Here is a 22,237-nt window from a genome sequence, read left to right on the forward strand (position 1 = left end):
AACCCACAACACAAGTCTCTCCCATTTTCGAAAAAAGGAAGCTTTTATGCATTGAAGGACAATAACGTAATAGAGAATATACAAAATGGAAACCTGAACTGAAAGAGCATTTGAGGATGTTGTGGAAAACTCACTAAAATGTATGAACTGTTAATTCTATTGATCGCCCTGGCAGGATTAATGATTGGAGCAGAGCTGATCATCAAAGCAGCCTTGACCATTGCAGAACACTACAAGATATCACATGCATTTATCGGCCTTACACTGCTCACTCTGGGAACCAACCTGCCGGAGCTTGTCATTAGCGTGACCGGTTCTGTTCAGCGACTAAGAGGAATTGAAACATCCGGACTTATCATTGGCGATTCCATCGGCTCCTGCTTTGGCCAGATAGGCATAACAATGGGCATTGTCGGTATGTTCGGGGTCCTGACCTTAACAAAACGCGAACTGTCCAGGGATGGAGTGATGATGCTCGTTTCTGTTGCCCTTCTGTTCCTGGCTGGCCTTGATGGCACACTTAGCCGGACAGACGGCCTGATCTTCATCGCGGCCTATGCGATCTATTTCTTCTTGTTATACAGGGAAGAAGAAGTCCACGAAAAGTTCAAGAGTGCTCCCCCTCTGCATTTCATGCAAACCATCCTTTCTATCAGTGTCGGCTTTGCGATCCTCATAATATCATCCTATGCAGTTCTGAACAATGCACTATACCTGGCAGATATGTGGGGGATATCACAATCCTTCATCGGGATCGTCCTTATCGGACTGGGAACCTCATTGCCGGAGCTTGCACTCTCATGGAGCAGTATCAGGAAAAGGGCTGTTAACCTCTCCGTTTTCAACCTTATCGGAAGCAACATATTCGATATACTGTTCACCCTTGGAGTAGGCAGTCTGATAAGCAGCTTTATCGTAAGTGAAGATTTGGTAAGATTTGATATTCCGGCCCTTTTCTTCTTCTCACTTCTGGTCCTGTTGTTCTTCAGAAGGCATATGCAATTGAAGAAGAATGAGGCGTTTGTGTTGATATTGCTTTATGTGGTGTACATTGGTGTGAAGATCTATAGTTTGTGAGCATAATATCGGAAATTAAAAAAGCTCCGGATAACATTTTTCGTATCTGGAAAACCTAAGTAGATAATCTTATATTCCACACACTCTTATTAAATGCATCTGAATTATTTTAGAGATTTTATACATTAACACAGTTAAATACACTGGTTTTAAACGTAATTCAGGATAATCGATCCGAATTGGCGACTGAAGAAAAAAAGTGGAATCAGAGCAAGGCTTGAACAATCAGATCTCATCAAATAATGTACATATGGATCTAAAGCTCGTGATAATAAAGGGATAAAATGAAATATCCAAAGACTATCCAAAAAGGACTGGACTATATCGTAGCAATGGATGCAACGGAGTTATCTCCATTTGAGATCAGAGAACTGCTGCGTAAAACGGTGACCAAACGCTTTGATGTCATAGATCAAATTATGGTAGCTGCCAGAAAGGAAGGTATCATAACTGATAAAGATGGTATGTGCCACTTCACTTATGAGACACACGATCTGGATTTTTATAAACCCAAAATTATACACTCAAAAGAGATCAACAACTGTAGATGTTGTGGTAGGAGCATGAAGGAAAGTCACTACATAGAATTAAAATCCGGGTTGCTTGGTCCATACGGTTCCACTTGTATCAGGAAGCTATATCTGGACTATTTGTTTGAAGAATTGTAAATTTTTATTATTCTTGATTTATTTTTTACTGGTTTTGATTTATAAGCTCATTGAAAAAATCAAAGAATAATTGAAAGCTTTTGTTTTAATCGAGCTTGCAAATAAATCATAAAAACAAAAACAGTGCTCCTACAAAGATCATGGGAATTCCAAATGTCATTCCAAGACCAGTTAATGAAAATATAATTCCAAGAACGATTAGCACCAAGCCAGATGCTTTCCTAATAGCTTTAAACGAAAGGGCAAATATGATCAATGATATGAAAGCTAATATTACAAACCAAAATCCATACTATACCTCAATTGATATATTTATTATGAATAAATACTAATTTTTAGTATGTTGGGATGCACAGCATACTATTTAATTCTTTTTAAAAAGGCATTAAATTTTTGTAACCAAGGGCATCACCTCATACATTTACCTCACCAAAACCTGTTTTAACTCAGAAATCAATATATTATATGGGTGTGGGAGTTGTACGGTATGAAGCGAGTTTGGGAAATTATGTGGGGATGAGATACCGCTAAAAGGTGGTATTCTCAGATCTATGACTCCCACACTTATTGTTAAACTCATTTTGTTTTGCTGCTGGACCTTCAGGGATCCATGATAGAAACTTTCCGGAGCCTGGGCTCCATTCTGTTCTCACATTAATCTCCACTATCAGCCAAAAAGAAGCCGGAACACATCAAGCTGAACCAGCAGCATATACAACCCCGTCCCTGCAAAGATGCTGAGCATTGCATTGCGTTTCCACAAGTGCAGGCCCATGACCGCTGCTATTGTAAAAATTTCCGGGATTCCATAGGGAACCTGAAGCCACTGTACGTCCTTCAGGCAGTAGATCACAAGCAGCAAGAGGATCATCGGAGGGAGATTCTTCTCAATGGTGGAGAGAATCTCAGGCGGAGCTCTCGTGTTAAAGAATACGAAAGGAAGAGCCCTTGTGGTGAAGGTGGCCACTGCTACTACTGCTGTAACGACCAGCAAGTGAACCGGATCTTCTATCATGAGATGTCCTCCTGATCAGGGTCCTGATCTGCAATGCTTCTGATCTCAAGGTCGTCCTGAACGAACCTCTCATGTGCCATCAGGATGAGGGTGCCGATAAATATCGAGAACAATAACATGTTGTCAGGGCTGAAGAGCAGGAGTGAAATGACACCTGCACCCATGGCTGCCATGAAGGGAAAACGGGATCTTGAAGCGTGGTACTGCTCAATGGTCAGCACCACGAACAGTGCAGTAAGCACAAAGGTCATTCCTTCCAGCCTGAGGTCAAGTACTGAACCCAGTACAGCACCAAGAACCGAGCCCAGGATCCAGTATGAGTGGTCAAGCACAGCTATGTAGAAGTAGAACCTGCCTTTTGAATCCTCTTCCGGAGCTTTGGTGGTTGTTAGGAGTGCATAGGTCTCATCGGTAAGTGCAAAGATAAGGTAAGGTTTGACCTTTCCCACACCTGAGAACTTCTCCAGCAATGACAGCCCGTAGAAAGAATGTCTGAGATTTATCAGTAGTGTGGTGATCACGAATTCAGTGAGCCCTGCACCGGCTGCCAGAAGTGCAACTGCAATGAACTGACCTGCACCGGCATAGATGAAGATGCTCATTACGGGTGCATATATCCAGTGATAGCCGGCTCCTTCGAGAAGGAATCCGAAAGCCATGCCCAGGGGAATATATCCCAGGAAGACCGGTAGCGTTGTCTTGAGGGCGCTTTTGAAAAGGCTTTCACTCTGCTGGCTCATAATTCTTGCACACCTTTTAAATTTAAGAATGATTTATCTATTTACTTTCCGAAGTGGGAAATAAAGTGCAAGAAAAGAATTAATTGTATTTATGTTTTGTCAAATGAGAACAAAAAGATGAAAGTGATGATTAAATCATAACTTCTCAATAAATCTAAATAGTATCCACTTCAATTTATTTGTATAAGTCAATGGGGGAATTTGGTGGAACCAGATGTAATTACAACTTTATCCAACCTTTCACTTTTCTTGCAGATAATAGCATTTCTAATGCTTGTATATGCGATCAAGATGAAAACAGAGGGTATAGACCAACATGCAAGAGGTGCATCACTTGCAGTTTACACAATCGTGCCTTCTGTTCTGTTCATGTTCTATTCGATCAGTCAGGGCTTCCAGCTTGCTTCCTATGGAATAGTGCTTGCCCTGCACAGGCTTCTCGGATCGATCGTCATAATTTTCATAATACTTTTCGTGACCAACAGATGGAGATTCAAAAAGAAGGTGCATATGGACATTGCAACCGGATGCTGGCTGGCAACATTGGTTCTGGGGGTTAGTGTGTACCTGATATCCTTCGGATACATTTCCTGAGGTCAAAAAAGAAAATTGAAACATGAAAATAACAATCAGGGTAAGTGAATCGTAATAAATTATCGTGGTGGTAATATGTACGTTAAAACGAAATGCTCAAAATGTGGAAATAATGACTTCCACGACGTCTATTGGTGGATAGTAGGTGAAGTAAAGAACGACCAAGCAACTGCCAAAGTTGATGAAATGGAAGGAGGTGACACGGTTTCCGAAGAACAATTTGCAGATGATGTGGTTCACGAACTCCGCGGCTTCATGTACAATGGTATGACCACCGATGAATTCTGCAAGCTACTGAAGAAGTATTTCGGGGTCGCTGCGAAATACTGTTGTGATCATCTCCAACGTATGAAAATTGAGATGGACATGTACTGTCCGGATAGGCAGCATCTCTACTTTGTAGAACAAAAAACAACTGCATAACATGGTAGACCATAAAGGGGGAGCTCGTATGGGGTTATTTGATTTTTTGAAAGGAAAATCTTTGAAAGGAAAAACAAAGCAAAAAAGTTCGAATACAATTGATCAATATTCAAACATAAAAACGTTGCATATCGAATCGATGATGTACTACCAAAAAGCAAGAGAGCTCTATGAAAGGAATGAAGTGTTTTTCCCGACACTTCAGGAATCTGTACGATTTCAATTACTAAATCATCAAAAAAATGGTTTCGACAGAGTGGAAATACTTGCTGCAGAATCTCAATCATGTAACGTATGTCAAAAAATGAATGACAACGTCTTGACAATTACAACAGCATTAAAAAATATGCCAATTCCTCGCAAGGATTGTAAACATAGTCCCAATGAAAACGGAGAAGGTTGGTGTAGATGCACATACGTACCTTATGTTGATGATTTGTGAATTAAAAGGCGATAGAACATGAAAGCATATACTAAAATAATTACACTTCTGTTAATTTTGATAGCAGTAACTGCAATTGGTTGCACAGACGTTGCAGCTGATGAGCCAGTAAACGAGGTGTCTACTTCAGACTCCGGAACAGTTTCAGATGTAGAATCATCTGACGACGTGGTACAATTCCAACTAGTCCAGAATCAGCCCATCGAAGTAGCACGGGACTATACCATTTACAACGAATGGCATGGTCGGATGAAAGAGATCTTAGAGGACAATAAAGGAAACAATGTGAAAATATTCAGCTACAACATGCAGATAATGGGTGACATTGTCGAGGTAGAAGAATATTTCGTCATTTTAGAAAATGACTTCCTGGGCGTATGCTACATCGACATTGATTCAATCAATGCCATAACCATCAACAACGGCAGCACCGAGTGATATGTACTGTCCCGATCATCAACATTTGTATTTTGCGGAAGCTTGAGGTTCGAATCTTACCCCCCGCATAGCAAGTCGGGGCTGTAGGTAAGCACAAAAACCGAACTCTTAAAATATTTCGATAACATTTCAAAGTAAGCGTTTCAACAAACATTGAAATATTATTTTTAATACTTCATGATTATTTTACGTAAATAAGGATATATGTAATAACGTTAAACATCTATGTGGGTTTGGGAGTACTTACATGAAATTCTCTTACCTCGATTAGTCGTAAGCGGGGGCTTTCGACTGTAATTGATTAAATCGATAAAATACAAGTGAATAAAAGGGGAGTGTTAAAGAAATGTTGTTTATGGATATAGTTTCATGGGAGCCAAAGGACAATAACGAAGTAGCAGAACGTTTTTCAAACTGGGAATCTCCCGAAGGAATTAAGGTCATCGGTGAATGGGAAGACTTATCCACTTGCCGACACATTGTTGTATATGATGCAGAGAACGCTGAAGCTTATGCGGCTGCTATGTTTCCTTGGAGGGATATCTGTTATTTCGACAGCTTTCCTATAATGGAATCAAGTAAAGTCATGAAATTCATGTCCGAGCAAATGAAATGAATTTTTGACACGATGAATGTTTAAGTGATTCGATGATCAACATTTTGATGGCTCATCGAAAATCTCTTTTTAACAGTTTGAGATTCAATAACCTTTCCTTCACATGACTATTCAGAGCAAACGGCTTATCACTCCTAGTACCCTGCTTCATGTAATGTAAAGTACTTTTAGAGAATCCCATCTTCTTCCATTTGGTATAAGGCATATCAATGATCTTCTTTTTCAACAGATTAGAATCATCCCTTTCAATTACATAAGCAGGCTTCATGAACTCAACAGCTTTCCTCTTACCTACAAGATGATGGCTTAACTCTCTCGCCTTGAGCAACAGGACAGATCTCCATGAACTCTTCTTCTTCCTGTACTCAACCTTGCCACATCAAGAAGCTGGAAGATGTGGATCAGGATGTCCTGCGGGAGCTGGTGAAGAAGTCTGTGGAGTATATGAAGAAGACGAGTTTGTAAACCTTCAATTTATTCCTAAGGATGCCCTGTTTTCTCTCGTATCTTCAAGGATGCGCCACTCATCAATTAGATCATCCTTGACTGATGCTGTCCAGAGTGCAGGCCCAGCAAGCAATTCATTTGAGCAAGTTGAAAAGCCAATAACGACCACTCTATCACCTTTTGATTCAATTCTGGTGAAGTGGTTTCTATAGTCAGGAACTAACTTAAAAAATTCAATCCAAGAAATTTCCACTTCGGCTTTTCCCGTTTTGGTTGTTTCTTCACCTTCAACCAATTTGGTGCCTTCTGACAGCAATTTCCCCAATTCATCTGCATCCTGATTGTTGATGTACTCATTGAATTGCAGGACAGTTAATTTTGGATCTCTTGTGTTCATATCATTTCCTTCAGCGACTTGCTATGTAAATTATGTCGTTTTAAATGAAGAAAATGCTTTCGTTGTTGATAAAAAGTCTAAAGTTGTAGAACTCTTTCAATTCCCATATGAGTCTCCACCTCGTAAACCCTAATTTTTTATCACAAGTTATGTGAATGTATCTAAATTCAACCAATTTCTTATTTTAGCAGCACTCTCCCCAAGTCTCTAACCTTTCCCTTACATGAGCATTGAGAGTAAACGGCTTATCACTCTTGGCATTCTGTTTCATGTAGTGTAAAGTACCCTTAGAGAATCCCAACCTCCCCCTTCAAATCCCAGATTACTTTTGTAAAGAGAGGCATTTATACTTCAGAAATGCCCCCTTGGATCTTATTCACTTGACGGGCATACATATATCAACAATATGATGCTTTTCTGGATGTTCTTCGGGGGAGTTTAAATATATCTCATAACTTGCTCGGGACATATCAATTTCAAGGTTATTTTGTATCAGCCACTCAACGACCTTTTCCCATGCAGGACCATATTCTTCTGCCCCTGTCAGTTCTGCACGCATTACTACATACTTTCCTCCAGGAAGCTTTTTCTTTTTAATTTCTCCTTCAACTTCAATATCATCTTCAATGGTCATGCACATATCCAGCTTAAGTTCTTCCGGAGGGGTAACACCTGGATCATCATAATAGGCAGACACCAAAAGAGTATCTGGTCCCATCAATTGTTTCGGACCTGCCCAGCTTAAAAGTTTACCACATAAATCTTCAAAGACCTTGGTGTTTCCCAAATAGTTGCCGACAAAAGAAACATATGCCACATTTCTTTCTTCTATTTCTGTTATCTCTGGTTCGTTTATAATTTCCAAACTTATCACCCACCTTTAATTTCAAACTATTTTCTGTAATACGTACTATAAAAACTCATAGTAAAAAACGAACGGATCAACATCCTTCCCAATTCTCCAACCTCTCCCTCACATGAGTATTGAGCGTAAACGGCTTATCACTCTTGGTATTCTGCTTCATGTAATGAAGCGTCTGTCAGGCAACATCTTTATTTTGTAGAACAGAGAACTTAACATTTACACGAATGTAGCGAAGTGGCAGTGTGCGCATGTGCTTTCAAAGTTAATACCTTTGTACAGCATTTGCCTGCAGGATTCCTGACCCGGCGCCGGGATCTTCCTTTACCCTTGATCACAGCAATAACATCCTTCATGCTATCGACACCAGTATTAACAACCGTTTCGATAACCTGCTCTTCTGTTATCACATTACAATAGCATGCATACTTTGGATCGGCATCCCTTTTGAACCATATAGGGACTTTCAGGTCCTCTTTTCTGAACATTGCTTCCGTTTCTGTATAGTATGCAACATCACAATCCTCGTCAAGACAAAGCCAGTGATCAACATCAACAACAGATGACATCAATTTTTCTTTGACCAGATGCCTGACTGTGACGCTCTCAACGGACTCCCCAATAGTACCATAGACGGGACAAGCATGTTTTTTTTTGTTCAGGTCAATAGTTTCAGGTCCGCAACAGTTACTGTTCGTCGGACCACAACAACTATCCTCTGCAGGTCCACAATCACAACAAGATGGCTGATCCAATATCTGTTAGGTCATTTACTGCACTCCCACAACATCATGTTACATTTTAAACTTCAGGATTCAAGACTTACATCTTGCTTTCTAATTCATTCTTTATCAACGAACCTATTTCAAAGCTCCTGATTTGCTATTTTCCAGTACAATATAGAACATGCATTGATTGTAGGAGGTAGACGTTAGACTTTTTGAAACAGGCTCAACTGTTTCTTCCGATGTTTGATAGAAAGTACTCATGATCAAACCAACAACCTATGATCATTTGGTAGCAACCACAATGCTATTATATTTAAGCAGTAAATTCCATTTCATATGGGTATCAAAAGATCGATCTCCTGGTTTTTGTTTTTTATGATCATTTGCTCAGGCATGGGTTGCATAGCAGATGATGGATACCCGGAAGAGAACGGATTGCCTGATATTGATGAAACTGATCTAGCAGGTGAGGAATACAATGAAGAGTATAACATAACCCTCAAAAAGACTGCTATACTTGACCTTGAAAATGGATACTCCCTGAAGATCCTGGATATTAACAGGAAAGAAGAGTTCACGTTTATTTCTTTCAGGAAGGACGAGCAGGAGTATTCCGTAAGAACACTGTTAACAGGTCAAACATACAATGTGAAAGATCCGGAGGACAGGAATAACGTCTATTCTATCAGGGTGGATAAAATCTATGACAGCAGTTTTACTATTGATCTGACCTATGAACTAAAGCCTGAGATCTTTCTGGAAACAGAACCCATCGATTCTGAAACTGAAATTAAGATAGCAGTTTCACTGGATGAAGATTCCATTACACGTACGTATGAGTGGGAATACGATAACACAGAGTTCTGGATCAAGAATGAATACTACAAAGAAGATTACGACTTGTATTCCGAGAGAAGCCGAAGCAGGGACTACGATCAGTTTGCTAACGATCCTTACGACGACGAACTGATATCACAGATAACCTCCCAACTGGAATACCTCGCTGATGAAGGTGGTTATGGCAGCGACGAGATACCATACATCGCAACCGCTTTCGTCCAATCACTTCCTTATGTCAGTGACAGTGCTTCTGCAGGTTATGATGAGTATCCCAGATTCCCATTCGAGACACTGTACCACGGTGGTGGGGACTGTGAAGATTCATCTATCCTTCTGGCATCACTTCTACACGAGATGGGATATGGAGTAGCATTGATCACATTGCCTGATCACATGGCAGTGGGTGTACAGGGCGATGAGAGCGTATCCGGAAGCTATTATGATTATAACGGTATCAACTATTTCTACCTTGAAACGACCAATTCCGGCTGGGATGTGGGTGTGATACCGGATGAGTATCGAAATTCAGAGGCAACAATAACTCCGATCGGTTACGGATATCCTCAACTGCAAATTGAATTTACAGGAACCAGCAAGAGGGGAGCAGCGTACACATATGTAGATCTGGATATTGAGATCACAAATGTTGGTTCGGCAACTGCAGAAGATGTAACAATATACACTTACCTTGAATCAACCGATGAAGGTATGGGGTGGGACCAGATCCAGAGTGATGTGATCCCGGAAATTGAAGCAGAAAGTGGAATGACATATACCGTAACCAATCTGAAAGTTCCGGTTGGTCAGGAATATCGTGTGGGTGTTATGTCCCGGGGTTCAAACGCTGAGCAAGCATATGTTTACAGCGATTGGGTTGTTGCCTGAATAATCTCAATGCATAACAATCGATAAATATAACTCAATCTCAAAATAAACTTAATATTATCCAAAAGTGGGGGAACTAACAATGGCTGATAATGAAAATAAAGGGTTCTCATTAACATCGAGTGGGTAATTTTAACGTCCTGCAAGCAAATATTCGCAATTATAGATCATCTCCCTGTACAATCCTTTAATTGTGATGTGGTATTTTTGCTCATTCGATTGCGATTTGCATTAGTTCTTTGAATTCCATGACGCTTGAAAGGTAGATGTAAATAAATTTAGTTACCCACACGATGTTGAAGAGATCCAAATAAAGTAGCTGAAAATGTACCTGGTCAGTTCTATGTAGATGAAGGATGTATCGGATGTCGTCTATGCACAAATGATGCTCCTGAAAACTTCAAAATGACCGATGATGGATCGACTGCATTTGTCTTTAAGCAACCTGAAAATGATTCCGAGACAAAAGATTGTGAAAATGCAATTGATTCATGCCCGGTAGATGCAATTGGTAATGATGGCTAAGCCCATCATTTTTTTAACTTCAAAAAACGTTTGTAACTATTGATAGCCTTACGAACGAAAGTTACTCAAAGAAATTCCTCAGATCATCGATATCCAGTGAGATATCGAATTCCTTGAGCTTGAAAAATTTCTTTGCCCTCATGTCGTCATCTTCAAGACGAAGATCACTTTCTACAAATCCGGCCTTTTCAAGACGTTTTAAATGAAGATACAGGACCTGCCGGGAAACACTGAGCTCTTTGGCAAGCTCATACACATACCATTCCCTTTCTGAAAGCATATAGAGAAGCTTAAGCCTCAGAGGATGTGAAATAGCCTCGCCTATAGAAACTATCTGCTGCATTGTTTTAGCCATAATAAGACCGGCTGAGGGTTTAAATTGATCTTAGATCTCTTCCAGTTTCTCTTTGATCTCCTCTACAGTCTTTTTGATCTCAGCAACATCTTTCTCCATGCTCACAAGCTTCTCGTTGCTAGCTGAACCTGCAAACCCGGATTTGTTAATGAAGAAAATGACTAAACCTACGACCAATAGTATAAGGAGGATTTCCAAAAAGAAATCCAATAGACCAAATGTATTGTAATAGTGCATCATGGTTGTTCATAAGATGTTTTTGTTTTCATATTAATCTTTACTAATATCCCATGCTTAAAGGTCATCTTCAGACCTTATTCCAGTTTCTTCAGTATCTTTTCCAGAGACTCACGATTGCTCTCCACCTGTTCTTCAATACGAGATAAACGCGTGTCACGATCGTCTTTGTTATTGCACGCTCCATTATTGAAAATGCATGACCTGTTGCTGAAAAATGAAGAAACTAACCAGATAAGAGCTATCAATATAAGCAAGTTGAATATCATGGTAAACCCTCCTGAACTTCCGAAGATTCCATAGTCACCATACATTCCATATCCCATCATGCTATCACATTCCTACCAGGATCAAACTCTTCATAAAGGTCAGTGGATGATCCCTGCCATGGTGGGGAGTATAATTCAAAAATAAATGGCAGGGAATCCACATAATTCATTTATCAGTACCGATACATTCTACCATGGCCCATCGCATATCCATAACCCATTCCGGGACCGTAGCCATCACCGTACATCATGCCATATCCACGGCCCGTATTCTCATAGTCGTATGACTGACCTGTAGTATCCAGCACATCTCCTGTGAATGCATCGATGTAGCTGCGCATCACAACACCATCATCGTTCGTATAATACACAACCCACCATCTACCCATCTGGTAGATATTCTCCTCATTCACATCAGCATCGATCTCTTCCTCGGCTATTTCCAATGCATCCTCAATGCTTTCAACAGTCAGGTCATAATAACCGGAATCGGAAGCTGCCTGATTATAGCCTGAATATCCTGAACCATAAGCAGGACATCCACCCCATCCAGACCCCGGACCTGAACCATAAGCAGCCTGAACAGTATCAGTTTGTACCGTCAGGGCGACCATTCCCGCACCGGCAAAAAGTATAGCACCGACCAAAAGCATGTTTGTTATTTTTCTCATTTTGTTCACATCCTTTGTTTGCTTCAAACCATGTAACCATAGTTTGCATATGTGGCCTATATGTTCCACATGTACTCGTTGATATTTAAAGATTGTGCCTAAAAGCACCACAACCGCTTTAAAGTGGCTGCTCCAAATAAACAAATCAAGAGCCAGCAGCATAATTTACTCTAAAGAGTGATGAACAAAAAAAATCTGCCACCATTCTTATCGATGGTAGCAGTTATGGATTTTTAACTCCGATATGATCAGGCTTTTATCCCGATCTTTTCGCGCCTTCCGGGTACTCTCAACCCTATGCCAACTGCGACGTAGTATCCAACATAGGTAAGCACTTCGATCAGTGACGGGTTTCCGTTGTATCCGAACAGGGATTTCATGATAGAACCAAAGGTTCCTTTCTCATCTATGACGTGATTGATATCCCATACATGCTCAACAATGATCGGAACTACAGCTGCTTCCTGAAGCTCATGCACACCATGTGCTGCAAGTCCTGCTGCAAAGAGTATCAGGAAGATGCTGGTGATCTTGAAGAAGTTGTTCAGGTTCGTATGTGACGAGTATCTGAACACCATGTATGCAACCACAATGGATACAGAAAGACCTGTAAGCCCTCCGTAGAGCACAACATTGGTTTCCGTGTTCATTGCTGCTGCACCTAGGAAGAGTACGGATTCAATACCTTCCCTCAGCACAGAGAGGAACGCCAGTGCAAAGAGTCCGTAGGCTTTCTTCCCTTCGACATGCTCCTGTATCGTTGTTGAGATGTTGTTGCTCTCACGTGCCATCCAGATGATCATGGATGTCAGGATGACTGCTGCTACCAGCATTACAATTCCTTCAAAGACCTCCTCATTGCGTCCTTCGAATTGTATTGCAAGGAGATTGAAGACAACTGCAGCGACCAGGCTTCCAACGATAGCAAGTCCTGTCCCGCTATAGACGTACCTGTTCAGTTCCGTTCGTCTTGTCTGCACAAGATACGCGAGGATGATCCCCACGATCAGAAAGGCTTCAACCCCTTCCCTGAATGTGATCATAAAGCTTGAGAACATTTTAACCATTCCTATTATTGTTCGACATGCCTAACAATTATAGGGGTGATATATTGTAGTTGGTATTGCGGCAAATGCTGCAACACTACACACAACCATACACACAACCATACACAATAATATTGCATGGTTTGAAACATTTCCGGGAATAGAATGAGATTGCCACATATCAAAATTAAGATCTCACTAATTCGTTTTATCAAATTCACAAATGAAAAAGCAATCTGCAAGATATTGAAACTAAATTAAAAAGTGATTACAGGACCTGATCTGAAATAATCCCAGATATCAGTCAGGTCTGCAACATATTTATCAGTTATCTCAATGGAATTATGCAACGCGTTCAGGCCTTTTGGAAAAACTCAATGGCTTGTGCCAATTCCTTATGATCTTTGGCATATTCTGCAATATCTACGTCCTTAAGATAAGCGTCACATGCCTGAACAAGTGCTTTTGCTCCTGCATTAGTTCCTTCAGGGTGTGCATGCACACCTGAACCCATTGTTGTGATGAAATCCACATTGCCCATTACATCAATGAAAGGCTTCAGCCTGACCGGATTAAGACCTCCGGAAACGATCGGACAGCATTTTTTCATGCCTCTCCAGCTATCGTCCTCGAGGATAACATGATGAGCTGAATCCTCATGTACAAGATCTATAGCATCCTTATCGGTTTCCATGATCTTTGTCCATGTTTGTTCGAAGAAGTGACCACTGGAGCTCAGATACTGAATACCATGTGCAGCAACTACATCTTCTTCAGGTGTTCCTTTCATTTTACCAACACCTGCTGTACCTGTGTGGATACCTGAAGCACCAGCAAGGCGTGCGAACTTGGACAGGACCAGTACTGAAAACCCGATGGGGTTCTCTGGTCTTGTGAAAGCTCCGTGGGCTGCCCTGTGGAAGTGCAGGAATACATTCGGATATCGGCGCCTGATGGTCTGGACTGCCATCCAGCCAGCGGTTATGCCATCGATCAGGAATGCATAACTTCCAGGCTCAAACCCGGCATTGACGATCATTTCACACCTTTCGATCATGGTGTCAAAATCGGCAGCTGAAACATTGAAGGAATGGACCTTTTTCTTCCCGGTCTCTTTGACTGCCTTGTCCATGGCTTCCTTTACATGCAGTACCATTTTGTCATATGGACAGAAATCCTGATTCGCCTGGGGTTCATCGTTCTTAACGAAGTCTCCTCCGCCTACCCAGAAGTCATAGCATACCTCTGCATACTCTGCAGAAGTGAGCCCCATCTTTGGTTTTACAATGGTACCAAGGATCGGCCTGTCATATACATCCAGGTATTTTCGCATGTCATCAACAGTAAAGCCAGGACCGTCATACTGCTCAAGCATGGCCGGTGGGAACCAGACATCCAGCAGCTTTAGTGCTGATATCTCTTTCATTCCCAGGATATTTCCGACAATGTAAGTCAGGATGTTCTGGACATTACCTCCCCTGTCAAAAAGCCTCCACGGATAAGCAACCCAAACAAGGTTCCTTTCTAGGTCAAGCTGATAGACCAGAGCATTCATTGTCTTAGAGAATTTGGTCTCAGTATTAACTTTAAAGTTCGTACCAGTAGATGATTCCGCTGCGATCTCTGCAGCTGCCTGCAATATATTCAGATCTCCCCCAGGAACTAAATGAAAGGCCCCAAGAAGATATTCCCCATTAGTAGGGTCCGGTAGTTCCAGATTAACATAAGCTGCCTGTTTGGAATCGAGCGATCGGACCAGATCTTCATGAATCGAGCTCATAATAAGAATAACAGTTTGCAATCTATTTGAATTTTTGGAGTGAAATGAAACTGATGGGAAATAAGGGATCGGAAGACGTCATATAGAGAACAGAAAAGTTGACCAATATGTATACCAATTTAAGCAACTATCTAAAACCGAATGCTATTAGCTATGGAAACAAGGAAAGGATTTTAACCTATAACTTCTCAAATTGTTAAGAGGTTCAATGAAGATAAAAAATGAAAAGCTGATCCCATCAAAAACAGATACTAATGAAATGGGAATTTGTCCTCACCATGATGGTAAAAAGAACATCCAGATCCTCGGGTTAATTGTACTCTTCATAGCTTCATGGTCAATTCTCCTTTTTTATCATCCCCCGGGAGAAATAGTCGAAAGACTGGGAGTACGCAACATTTACATTTTTGTCTTCCTGCTGGCTATGATCGGTGGCGTTTCCACATTTACCTCCACCACATTCTACGCGGCCCTGATCACAATATCCCTGGGAGGAGTAAACCCAATATGGATCGCATTATTTGCAAGCATAGGCCTCACTTTTGGAGATCTGGTATTCTATTACCTGGGTACAAAAGGCAGGCAATGCATTAAGGGAAAATATGCAGGCAATGTTTTCCGCCTGACAAAATGGATGGAAAAGATCGATGACAGGATAACTATGCTGATGATCTTCTTTTACTCATTGACTCCTCTTCCAAGTGATATAATCGCAATATCACTTGCAATCGTGGGATTCCCATTCCGAAAAATGCTCATTCCGTTGTTTGTAGGTAATTTTACACTTATCATTATGCTTGTGGAGCTTTCAAAACTGGGATACAGTTTGATCTGAAGTGGTTGAAAGTACTGACAGAATGTTCAGTCTGAATGCTCATGCGAGGAAGATTCCGCAGAACGAGGTATGAATGTCCTGGGGTCCAGAAATACAGTATTTTCACAGTAACTGCACATGGTCTTGAGGTCTGTCCCTTCCAGAAGAACCTTCTCGACCTCTTCCTGAGGTGTTATGTACTGTGTCATTTCCTCCCCACAGTGAGGACATTTTATCTTAAGCCAGTCCAGTTTGGTAAGTTGCCGGATGTCTTTTATGACCACCCCCAGTGCATCTTCATAGGTATCCCTGGAAAAACCGATGGATGGAAGATGGCTTATCAAAGCCGGTAATTTCTCTCCGTATTCTAACAACGGGATTATCAGCTGATCTGTGCCCACAGCCAGACCGATCTCCTGATTTACTCTTGGTGACAATATGCCATCCATGGTGAGGATGACGATCACACAATCTGAATGGCGGATACCAAAGCTGATCAGTTCCGCATCGGAGAGTGAATCGGTCTTTTTGAACAGAGAGGAAAAACTCTCCAGGTTCACAACCCACAATACATGTTCCAGTTCCTGAGCCAGACTACTGTCCTGCTCAGAGTGGGAAATATAGACTCTGGTTATCATGATTATTCACCTTCAAATAATCCCTGCTTTTTTCCAGCGATATTACATGTAAGCAATGATCTCCGGCTTTTGAAGCAGAGGTGTTTGCACCATATCTGATATTTAAGTCAATCTTTCTTATCCCGTGGTCTTTTGGTTGGTTCGGGATATGGAACTGGTTCGGGCGAAGGTTCTGGTTCCGGTTCCGGACAAGGTATTGGCTCTGGCTGAAGTGATGAACTATTCTCTTTTTTTTGCAAATAATATACCCCCTTTGGTCAATTAATTAATTTGAGATTACTTCTACTTAAGATTATACTTTAATGACTTCCTGTTTACCAGCATTTCTCAAATGAAGGAAAAGGGATTGCTCATGTAAGGGGACCCATAGATGATAGTTTTGTGGACTAAACCTCCATATACCATCATATAGATGGAATTCTTACGAGTACTTACATGAGCAAAGAAAGTACCCCTTTCTGAATTCACAGTTCCCCAACCGTGCATCAGGCCACCATGTTAGAAGTCTCTGTTAACACATGATAACCCGATGGTTGACGACTATCGTTTAATCCCGTTGCTCTAACTTCATTATGGGAAAAACACCATCTCGAAGTGAACAAACAGCCAAACAAGGTAAAGTAAACCGAGCAATATCCCAAATGGATAAGCCATGAACCACATGAAAGTCATTTCCGGTTTTTCAAACCGTAAGCTGGTAACTGTAAAAGCAGTGTTCACCCACACATGCCAGAAACTCAGCAGTCCAAGAATGTAAAATCCCCAGTGGGAATCGATCAGTATTAAGGCAATACCAACAAAAGTAGCTGGACAAATGATGACTATGTCTGCAAATGACATTCCAAACAGTATCTTTTGCTCATGCCAGTCATCGCTTGAACCATCTGGGTTGTCCATAGCTTTCCCTTTATAGACATTGATCTGGAACCACCAGAGGATAAGTGTGATCGATCCGAACAATAACAAAAGAACATATAAGGTCACTCGTGACAGAAGTTCCAGTTCCTGCATATTCTAAACCTCAGTTTAAATTTTAGTTTAAGTTCATTTTGTAGTTTGTGTCTCGCATTTTGTGATCGCATTTAATTAAAATACAGTCATTACCATGCAATTGCAATTGCCAGAATACCGGTTATAAAATTTGAAAAGAACCAGATGATCCTGAACCTTTCCGTGTTGGTATTATGACCTAACTTGTTCTGGTTTCCAATCCAGAACCAATAACTTAAGCTATGATATACCAGTATCACACCCGGAATCCATGCCAACTTAAATGCCCATGGAAGATCCAGGATCAGACCGATGGCCACAATTCCATAGATCCAGCCAATAGATACATCAGCAACAGCTATTGCATGTTCATATACTTTGAACTCAGGCAGCATTCTCTTTTCCTGAAGTCCTATCCTGGTGGCATAATCCCAATTCAGCACTGAAATAAGTTGACCCACCCAATGAAAAATAAATCCAACAATAAAGATCAGGATACCAACAAGTACATGAAAATATGGAATTAATTCCATGCTATCCCAACCCCTGTAATGGAATTCATCCTGCTCCCTTCAGGAATCTCTTCCACATTTGCAACTTCGATCGGTCTTGTTGTTATAATATCGAAACCCCTAAATAAAAAATTGAAATAACAACATATATATTTTTTGTAGGGACTGAGAACTGTTAAGCTAGTGGATCTCCATGGATCCAATGAGCTTTTACTTAAATGTGAATCTAAAAACTTTGTTACTGATCACTGATAGTCAGGATTTGAAGGGATCGTAAAAGTAAAGGTACTGCCCATGCCTTCCTCACTGTCAACCCAAATATTTCCGCCATGCATCTCAACATATTGTTTAACCAGAGCCAACCCTAAGCCAGTACCTCCATATTGTTTTGAAGTTGAAGAATCCGCCTGTTTGAAGGTCTCAAATATTTCATCATGCTTATTTTTGGGAATACCAATACCGTTATCCGACACAGAGATCTCCAGCATATTATCACGATCAGCCGCATTGATCTATATACATCCATTTTCAGGTGTGAACTTCAGGGAATTGCTTAACAGATTATACAATATTTGTGTCATCCTTAATCTGTCAGCATACATTTCGATACTTTCAGAACGAGCCAGATTAGAAATTTCAATGTTCTTTCTATCTGCCAGATGTTTTATTATATCTTCCACTTCAGAAAAGAAGGAAGAGGAACTGAACTTTTCTATTTCAAGTTCCATTTCCCCGCTTTCGATCTTTGAAATATCAAGAATGTCGTTGATCAGGTCCAGTAAGTGTTTCCCACTGGTCATTATATTGTCTGAATATTTAATTTCTTTTTCAGTCAGGTTGCCAAAGGGATTGGTATTTAGCAACTGTGAGAAACCGATGATTGAATTAAGAGGTGTGCGTAGCTCATGACTCATGTTTGCGAGGAATTCAGATTTAATGCGGTTAGCTTCTTCGGCTTTATTTTTAGCCTCAATTATCTCTTTTTCAAATTTTTGGCGTTCACTTACATCCCTTGAAATTCCAAACAATACTTTTTTGCCATTCCACTTACCGGCGGTGACCCTGGTCTCAACAGGGATGTATGCACCATCTTTGGAAAGAAGAGGACCTGAACATGAATCAATTTTACCGCCAAGCAATTCGTTGACAATTGATATGACCTTGTCTTTGCTTTTTTCAGGATGAACATCAATAGCCTTCATTGATGTAAATTCCTCTTCATTGTATCCCAGCTTTAACCTGGCTGATTCATTTGTCGATATGATGTTCCCCGATTCATCCAGCACAAAAAAAAGATCATCCATTGAATTAAACAGGTTTTCCAGATCGGCCTTCTGCCTGTTCAGAATATCCTGCATTTTTGCTCTTGCGACATACTCGCCTGCAAAAGATGCTATACTTTCAAGACCATTCCTTGTTTGTTCAGGAATTTCGTTGTAAGTGTGAGATGAAAGACTCATACATGCAATGGGATCACCTTCGAAATGGATTGGAATTGCAGTCATTGCTTTCAATCCTTCAGACAAAAATTCTTTATACATGCTATTATTAGAGACATCTGGTGATATGTCAGAATACTTTTTGTATACCGGTCTGCCATCTCTTACAATTTTTGCATTGGATGAATTATGATCGTAATGGCTGCATTGTTCTATGAACTCTTGTGAAAGTCCATTATGCACAATCAGGTCCAGGTTCCCATTATCATCTACCAGATAAATTCCACCTGAATCAATAGCTTCGATCTTTACCAGATGTTCCATCAAAGAATTTAGTGTGCTTATAAAGTCAGAACGTGTTCCCATATCAATTGAAAGGTCATGTTGAATGGACAGGATCTCTTCTGTAAGCTTTCGATCTGTAATATTGTCCAGAACGATCATTTTTCCATGAATGTCATCATGTTCATCATAAAGAGGTGAGACATTAACAGCAAACCAGAAAGTTCCATCTGCAAGACTTTTCTTCAGTTCTGTCCTGTTTATCTCTTTATCGTTACATTCAAGGTCCAGAACTTCAGACCAGTATCCAAGTACTTCTGAAACAGGTTTGCCTATATCTTTTGCAGACAGATCCAGATATTTTTCTGCAAATTTGTTAATATCGACAACCCGTTCCTTTCCATCAAGAACTATGACCCCGGAAGGTATATTCTCAAAAAGAAAACTGCGGGCAAGAGGTGTTATATCGAGTAATTTATAACGAAATATCCCGATGTATGCCAGAATTACACTTAGAATAAAAGCAAAGGGTATAGGATCGAAACCGTCAGGAAAAAATCCTGCCAGATAAAGCAGATACACTGAAAAAGGAATCAACGAACAGGTAATTAGAATTATCAGATGCATGCCAAAAAAGGACCTGTTGTATAACCACATCTTAAAGAAAAGAGCGATACTAAACAGTATTAATATGATCGAATAGAGCTGACTGAACCAATAATATATGCCCGGTTCAAAGTACAGACCAAAAAGCGGACCCACAGTATTGATGTAAGTAACTTCGTGGAACAGCTGATGCATTTCGCTGGTGAACACAAGGATCAGCGTGATAGTTGGAACAATAAAGATGACAGCAATCCTTGCAGGAGTGATCCATTGTTTTTCTCTTGTATAGCTCATGGAGAATAGAAGTAAGAAAGCAGGGATCATAACGATACCAACATACTGAAACTTATAGAAGATCAAAGAAGTTTCCAGTGTTGTCGAAGATATTTCCAACGCATAGAATATCGAATAGATCGCAAGAGAAAATAATAGCATTGTAAAATAAGTGATATATTCTGAGTCCTTGAACTGCCAGATATAGAGTGACATTATTATAAGCAAAAGCCCGGAAATTATTAAGAAATCCGAATATAAGCTAGGATGGATCGTGGCAACACCTTCAGTCAGTGGACTATTTTCAAGAAAATAAGGCATTATATTATAAATATATGCTTATTATATCCTCAACTGTACTTCATGTTGCTGTTTTCTAAATTATACTGATGATTGGAGGCAGATATTTGATATATTTTATTCTGTTGAGGTCAATTGCCATATAAGTCTTTTTAAATTGGAACTACCCATTCTCACTTTTAAGAAGCCAGAGTTATCAGGAAAAGAACCAGGTCATAATATTTAATCGAGTTCTATCAGATCAAGACATCTTCAAGACCTGCTTCCTCTACTATCTCTATTGCACGTCTCTTTTCATCAGATGTAAGCCGACGGTCTATTTCCGGGTATTTTGAAGCTCTATAATAAGGCGTGTACTGGAACATCAGATTAAATCTTACCTCTGGAATGTGATCTGCTATCCATTTTGCAATCGGTTTTGTGCAGCATTCCAGATGATCTGGCAATACCAGGTGCCGGACTATGATCTCTGCGTTCTGATAAGCGATCTCATGATCTCTTTTGACCGCACTAAGATAATCTTTTACTTTGGAATACTTTCTTGCGCATTCATCATTACCATATTTGAAGTCGGCAAGATATACATCGATCACACCTTCCAGCAGTTTTGCCACCTCCCTTGAATGATACATGTTCGAGTTCCATACCATAGGGATGTTCACAGGAACCCTGTTAATGATCTTCAAAACAGAGTGTGCATGTGGCGTAGGGGTTACAAAATTTACATTCCTTGAACCTTCGTGTCGTCTCCTCTTTATGATTGTGGCCAAATTATCAGGATCTGCATCGGTCCCACTTTCAGGACGGGTGGATATGTCCCAGTTCTGACAATAAACACAGGCAAAGACACACCCTGTGAAGAAGATCGTATGTGAAGGTACAAGTTCCGGTTCTTCCCCCATATGTAAGAATTCAGAGGCGTATCGGGAGGTTTCAAGCAATCTGCAGAATCCTTTTTCACCCGCCCTGCGATTCACACCACACCTTCGCTCGCACATATGACAGTTTTCAAGTATCCTTTCAACGATCGCTATTTTCAGATCAAGAAGGGAAGGGGTCGCTTCTGGCAGTCCAATGTTCTTTCCTTTCGAATCGATACTTTCCAGTAACTCTCGAAATTTCCCCATCTCACGATCATGGACCTCCCAGAGATCTTCAACTGAAGCCGAAGAATCGAAGTCCACAGGAATGCTTTTTGTGATCCTGAAACGGGCTGGTAGCTCATCCCGCTCTACTTTGAGATAGCGGTTTAGAAACTTTGGATCCCCCATATAGATAGATTTGATCGCTTCTATTGAAAACATTACGGTGTCATGCTGAGACTGATG

The 22,237-nt window shown here is 40.6% G+C and carries 29 protein-coding genes and 1 pseudogene; 12 read left to right on the forward strand and 18 right to left on the reverse strand.

Annotated elements, in window-relative coordinates:
- Nucleotides 1-138 precede the first annotated feature (138 nt).
- From E7X56_RS07435 to E7X56_RS07445, 3 genes are all read left to right on the forward strand, one after another.
- Nucleotides 139-1,077: a calcium/sodium antiporter gene (locus E7X56_RS07435; RefSeq protein ID WP_135606177.1), complete on the forward strand. Its 939-nt coding sequence runs from the start codon at nt 139-141 to the stop codon at nt 1,075-1,077.
- A 284-nt stretch (nt 1,078-1,361) separates the two neighbouring features.
- A complete protein-coding gene (locus E7X56_RS07440; RefSeq protein WP_135606178.1) occupies nt 1,362-1,745 on the forward strand; it encodes a DUF5830 family protein in 384 nt (127 codons plus the stop codon).
- Nucleotides 1,746-1,885: 140 nt separating this feature from the next.
- Nucleotides 1,886-2,077 (forward strand): hypothetical protein, encoded by a 192-nt coding sequence (locus E7X56_RS07445; protein WP_135606179.1) that lies wholly within the window; start codon nt 1,886-1,888, stop codon nt 2,075-2,077.
- 335 nt (nt 2,078-2,412) lie between these two features.
- On the opposite strand, the gene E7X56_RS07450 is transcribed toward E7X56_RS07445, so the two are convergent.
- Both E7X56_RS07450 and E7X56_RS07455 read right to left on the reverse strand, forming a co-directional pair.
- Nucleotides 2,413-2,760: a branched-chain amino acid transporter permease gene (locus E7X56_RS07450; RefSeq protein WP_210409258.1), complete on the reverse strand. Its 348-nt coding sequence runs from the start codon at nt 2,758-2,760 to the stop codon at nt 2,413-2,415.
- Nucleotides 2,757-3,500 carry an AzlC family ABC transporter permease gene (locus tag E7X56_RS07455; protein WP_135606180.1) on the reverse strand — a complete coding sequence of 248 codons (744 nt, stop codon included), beginning with the start codon at nt 3,498-3,500 and terminating at the stop codon, nt 2,757-2,759. Before E7X56_RS07455 ends, E7X56_RS07450 begins: the two co-directional genes overlap by 4 nt.
- Before the next feature lie 204 nt (nt 3,501-3,704).
- On the opposite strand from E7X56_RS07455, the gene E7X56_RS07460 reads away from it, so the two are divergent.
- The 5 genes from E7X56_RS07460 to E7X56_RS07480 all read left to right on the forward strand — a co-directional run bounded on the left by E7X56_RS07460 (nt 3,705) and on the right by E7X56_RS07480 (nt 6,013).
- On the forward strand, nt 3,705-4,094 hold the full coding sequence (locus E7X56_RS07460) for a hypothetical protein (protein WP_135606181.1): 390 nt from the start codon (nt 3,705-3,707) through the stop codon (nt 4,092-4,094).
- Nucleotides 4,095-4,169: 75 nt separating this feature from the next.
- On the forward strand, nt 4,170-4,517 hold the full coding sequence (locus E7X56_RS07465; RefSeq protein WP_135606182.1) for a hypothetical protein: 348 nt from the start codon (nt 4,170-4,172) through the stop codon (nt 4,515-4,517).
- Nucleotide 4,518: 1 nt separating this feature from the next.
- Nucleotides 4,519-4,959: a hypothetical protein gene (locus tag E7X56_RS07470; protein WP_135606183.1), complete on the forward strand. Its 441-nt coding sequence runs from the start codon at nt 4,519-4,521 to the stop codon at nt 4,957-4,959.
- A gap of 18 nt (nt 4,960-4,977) precedes the next feature.
- Nucleotides 4,978-5,397 carry a hypothetical protein gene (locus E7X56_RS07475; protein ID WP_135606184.1) on the forward strand — a complete coding sequence of 140 codons (420 nt, stop codon included), beginning with the start codon at nt 4,978-4,980 and terminating at the stop codon, nt 5,395-5,397.
- Nucleotides 5,398-5,743: 346 nt separating this feature from the next.
- Nucleotides 5,744-6,013, forward strand: coding sequence for a DUF3303 domain-containing protein (locus E7X56_RS07480; RefSeq protein WP_135606185.1), 270 nt, complete (start codon nt 5,744-5,746; stop codon nt 6,011-6,013).
- Nucleotides 6,014-6,065: 52 nt separating this feature from the next.
- On the opposite strand, the gene E7X56_RS07485 is transcribed toward E7X56_RS07480, so the two are convergent.
- Nucleotides 6,066-6,341, reverse strand: coding sequence for a hypothetical protein (locus E7X56_RS07485; RefSeq protein ID WP_244603449.1), 276 nt, complete (start codon nt 6,339-6,341; stop codon nt 6,066-6,068).
- A 14-nt stretch (nt 6,342-6,355) separates the two neighbouring features.
- Here E7X56_RS07485 and E7X56_RS12210 point away from each other — a divergent pair, with 14 nt between their 5' ends.
- The gene (locus tag E7X56_RS12210; RefSeq protein ID WP_167879479.1) at nt 6,356-6,478 is read left to right on the forward strand and encodes a DUF1801 domain-containing protein; all 123 of its coding nucleotides are present in this window, start codon (nt 6,356-6,358) and stop codon (nt 6,476-6,478) included.
- 4 nt (nt 6,479-6,482) lie between these two features.
- Here the strand turns inward: E7X56_RS12210 and E7X56_RS07490 are convergent, their stop codons facing one another.
- The 3 genes from E7X56_RS07490 to E7X56_RS07510 all read right to left on the reverse strand — a co-directional run bounded on the left by E7X56_RS07490 (nt 6,483) and on the right by E7X56_RS07510 (nt 8,474).
- Nucleotides 6,483-6,857: a nuclear transport factor 2 family protein gene (locus E7X56_RS07490; RefSeq protein ID WP_135606186.1), complete on the reverse strand. Its 375-nt coding sequence runs from the start codon at nt 6,855-6,857 to the stop codon at nt 6,483-6,485.
- Between the two features lie 376 nt (nt 6,858-7,233).
- Complete coding sequence (locus E7X56_RS07500) at nt 7,234-7,722, reverse strand: GyrI-like domain-containing protein (protein ID WP_135606187.1); 489 nt, start codon at nt 7,720-7,722, stop codon at nt 7,234-7,236.
- Between the two features lie 209 nt (nt 7,723-7,931).
- A complete protein-coding gene (locus tag E7X56_RS07510; protein WP_135606188.1) occupies nt 7,932-8,474 on the reverse strand; it encodes a copper chaperone Copz family protein in 543 nt (180 codons plus the stop codon).
- 366 nt (nt 8,475-8,840) lie between these two features.
- Between E7X56_RS07510 and E7X56_RS07515 the strand changes: the two genes are divergently transcribed.
- Both E7X56_RS07515 and E7X56_RS07520 read left to right on the forward strand, forming a co-directional pair.
- A complete protein-coding gene (locus E7X56_RS07515; protein WP_167879480.1) occupies nt 8,841-10,172 on the forward strand; it encodes a hypothetical protein in 1,332 nt (443 codons plus the stop codon).
- A gap of 357 nt (nt 10,173-10,529) precedes the next feature.
- Nucleotides 10,530-10,697: pseudogene (locus E7X56_RS07520) on the forward strand (ferredoxin); the annotation flags it as partial.
- A 61-nt stretch (nt 10,698-10,758) separates the two neighbouring features.
- Here E7X56_RS07520 and E7X56_RS07525 read toward each other — a convergent pair.
- The 6 genes from E7X56_RS07525 to E7X56_RS07550 form a co-directional block, all read right to left on the reverse strand.
- Nucleotides 10,759-11,052 (reverse strand): winged helix-turn-helix domain-containing protein, encoded by a 294-nt coding sequence (locus E7X56_RS07525; RefSeq protein WP_135606191.1) that lies wholly within the window; start codon nt 11,050-11,052, stop codon nt 10,759-10,761.
- Nucleotides 11,053-11,082: 30 nt separating this feature from the next.
- Nucleotides 11,083-11,229 (reverse strand): hypothetical protein, encoded by a 147-nt coding sequence (locus E7X56_RS07530; RefSeq protein ID WP_244603450.1) that lies wholly within the window; start codon nt 11,227-11,229, stop codon nt 11,083-11,085.
- Between the two features lie 137 nt (nt 11,230-11,366).
- Nucleotides 11,367-11,618, reverse strand: a complete 252-nt coding sequence (locus E7X56_RS07535; protein WP_135606192.1) for a hypothetical protein — start codon at nt 11,616-11,618, stop codon at nt 11,367-11,369.
- 113 nt (nt 11,619-11,731) lie between these two features.
- Nucleotides 11,732-12,229 (reverse strand): PepSY domain-containing protein, encoded by a 498-nt coding sequence (locus tag E7X56_RS07540; protein WP_135606193.1) that lies wholly within the window; start codon nt 12,227-12,229, stop codon nt 11,732-11,734.
- Between the two features lie 248 nt (nt 12,230-12,477).
- Entirely contained in the window at nt 12,478-13,287 is an 810-nt protein-coding gene (locus E7X56_RS07545; protein ID WP_135606194.1) for an FTR1 family protein, read from the reverse strand.
- A 343-nt stretch (nt 13,288-13,630) separates the two neighbouring features.
- Nucleotides 13,631-15,055 carry a ribulose-bisphosphate carboxylase gene (locus E7X56_RS07550; protein ID WP_135606195.1) on the reverse strand — a complete coding sequence of 475 codons (1,425 nt, stop codon included), beginning with the start codon at nt 15,053-15,055 and terminating at the stop codon, nt 13,631-13,633.
- A gap of 208 nt (nt 15,056-15,263) precedes the next feature.
- Here E7X56_RS07550 and E7X56_RS07555 point away from each other — a divergent pair, with 208 nt between their 5' ends.
- Nucleotides 15,264-15,890, forward strand: a complete 627-nt coding sequence (locus tag E7X56_RS07555; protein ID WP_244603451.1) for a VTT domain-containing protein — start codon at nt 15,264-15,266, stop codon at nt 15,888-15,890.
- A gap of 26 nt (nt 15,891-15,916) precedes the next feature.
- Here the strand turns inward: E7X56_RS07555 and E7X56_RS07560 are convergent, their stop codons facing one another.
- The 6 genes from E7X56_RS07560 to E7X56_RS07585 all read right to left on the reverse strand — a co-directional run bounded on the left by E7X56_RS07560 (nt 15,917) and on the right by E7X56_RS07585 (nt 22,180).
- The gene (locus E7X56_RS07560) at nt 15,917-16,507 is read right to left on the reverse strand and encodes a toll/interleukin-1 receptor domain-containing protein (RefSeq protein ID WP_135606196.1); all 591 of its coding nucleotides are present in this window, start codon (nt 16,505-16,507) and stop codon (nt 15,917-15,919) included.
- 570 nt (nt 16,508-17,077) lie between these two features.
- A complete protein-coding gene (locus E7X56_RS07565; RefSeq protein ID WP_135606197.1) occupies nt 17,078-17,518 on the reverse strand; it encodes a hypothetical protein in 441 nt (146 codons plus the stop codon).
- A gap of 89 nt (nt 17,519-17,607) precedes the next feature.
- On the reverse strand, nt 17,608-18,030 hold the full coding sequence (locus E7X56_RS07570) for a hypothetical protein (RefSeq protein ID WP_135606198.1): 423 nt from the start codon (nt 18,028-18,030) through the stop codon (nt 17,608-17,610).
- Between the two features lie 224 nt (nt 18,031-18,254).
- Nucleotides 18,255-18,497: an ATP-binding protein gene (locus tag E7X56_RS07575; RefSeq protein ID WP_135606199.1), complete on the reverse strand. Its 243-nt coding sequence runs from the start codon at nt 18,495-18,497 to the stop codon at nt 18,255-18,257.
- Nucleotides 18,498-18,521: 24 nt separating this feature from the next.
- The gene (locus tag E7X56_RS07580; protein ID WP_135606200.1) at nt 18,522-20,930 is read right to left on the reverse strand and encodes a histidine kinase N-terminal 7TM domain-containing protein; all 2,409 of its coding nucleotides are present in this window, start codon (nt 20,928-20,930) and stop codon (nt 18,522-18,524) included.
- Nucleotides 20,931-21,145: 215 nt separating this feature from the next.
- Entirely contained in the window at nt 21,146-22,180 is a 1,035-nt protein-coding gene (locus E7X56_RS07585) for a radical SAM protein (RefSeq protein WP_135606201.1), read from the reverse strand.
- Nucleotides 22,181-22,237 lie beyond the last annotated feature (57 nt).

Origin of the sequence: Methanococcoides sp. NM1 (assembly GCF_900774285.1) — an archaeon.
Lineage (GTDB): Archaea > Halobacteriota > Methanosarcinia > Methanosarcinales > Methanosarcinaceae > Methanococcoides > Methanococcoides vulcani.

Coding starts and splice junctions, on each gene's coding strand:
- E7X56_RS07435 (WP_135606177.1), top strand. CDS start 139: ATGTATGAACTGTTAATTCTATTGATCGCCCTGGCAGGATTAATGATT.
- E7X56_RS07440 (WP_135606178.1), top strand. CDS start 1,362: ATGAAATATCCAAAGACTATCCAAAAAGGACTGGACTATATCGTAGCA.
- E7X56_RS07445 (WP_135606179.1), top strand. CDS start 1,886: ATGGGAATTCCAAATGTCATTCCAAGACCAGTTAATGAAAATATAATT.
- E7X56_RS07450 (WP_210409258.1), bottom strand. CDS start 2,760: ATGATAGAAGATCCGGTTCACTTGCTGGTCGTTACAGCAGTAGTAGCA.
- E7X56_RS07455 (WP_135606180.1), bottom strand. CDS start 3,500: ATGAGCCAGCAGAGTGAAAGCCTTTTCAAAAGCGCCCTCAAGACAACG.
- E7X56_RS07465 (WP_135606182.1), top strand. CDS start 4,170: ATGTACGTTAAAACGAAATGCTCAAAATGTGGAAATAATGACTTCCAC.
- E7X56_RS07470 (WP_135606183.1), top strand. CDS start 4,519: ATGGTAGACCATAAAGGGGGAGCTCGTATGGGGTTATTTGATTTTTTG.
- E7X56_RS07475 (WP_135606184.1), top strand. CDS start 4,978: ATGAAAGCATATACTAAAATAATTACACTTCTGTTAATTTTGATAGCA.
- E7X56_RS07480 (WP_135606185.1), top strand. CDS start 5,744: ATGTTGTTTATGGATATAGTTTCATGGGAGCCAAAGGACAATAACGAA.
- E7X56_RS12210 (WP_167879479.1), top strand. CDS start 6,356: ATGAACTCTTCTTCTTCCTGTACTCAACCTTGCCACATCAAGAAGCTG.
- E7X56_RS07490 (WP_135606186.1), bottom strand. CDS start 6,857: ATGAACACAAGAGATCCAAAATTAACTGTCCTGCAATTCAATGAGTAC.
- E7X56_RS07515 (WP_167879480.1), top strand. CDS start 8,841: ATGGGTTGCATAGCAGATGATGGATACCCGGAAGAGAACGGATTGCCT.
- E7X56_RS07525 (WP_135606191.1), bottom strand. CDS start 11,052: ATGGCTAAAACAATGCAGCAGATAGTTTCTATAGGCGAGGCTATTTCA.
- E7X56_RS07535 (WP_135606192.1), bottom strand. CDS start 11,618: ATGATGGGATATGGAATGTATGGTGACTATGGAATCTTCGGAAGTTCA.
- E7X56_RS07540 (WP_135606193.1), bottom strand. CDS start 12,229: ATGAGAAAAATAACAAACATGCTTTTGGTCGGTGCTATACTTTTTGCC.
- E7X56_RS07545 (WP_135606194.1), bottom strand. CDS start 13,287: ATGTTCTCAAGCTTTATGATCACATTCAGGGAAGGGGTTGAAGCCTTT.
- E7X56_RS07550 (WP_135606195.1), bottom strand. CDS start 15,055: ATGAGCTCGATTCATGAAGATCTGGTCCGATCGCTCGATTCCAAACAG.
- E7X56_RS07555 (WP_244603451.1), top strand. CDS start 15,264: ATGAAGATAAAAAATGAAAAGCTGATCCCATCAAAAACAGATACTAAT.
- E7X56_RS07560 (WP_135606196.1), bottom strand. CDS start 16,507: ATGATAACCAGAGTCTATATTTCCCACTCTGAGCAGGACAGTAGTCTG.
- E7X56_RS07565 (WP_135606197.1), bottom strand. CDS start 17,518: ATGCAGGAACTGGAACTTCTGTCACGAGTGACCTTATATGTTCTTTTG.
- E7X56_RS07570 (WP_135606198.1), bottom strand. CDS start 18,030: ATGGAATTAATTCCATATTTTCATGTACTTGTTGGTATCCTGATCTTT.
- E7X56_RS07575 (WP_135606199.1), bottom strand. CDS start 18,497: ATGCTGGAGATCTCTGTGTCGGATAACGGTATTGGTATTCCCAAAAAT.
- E7X56_RS07580 (WP_135606200.1), bottom strand. CDS start 20,930: ATGCCTTATTTTCTTGAAAATAGTCCACTGACTGAAGGTGTTGCCACG.
- E7X56_RS07585 (WP_135606201.1), bottom strand. CDS start 22,180: ATGGGGGATCCAAAGTTTCTAAACCGCTATCTCAAAGTAGAGCGGGAT.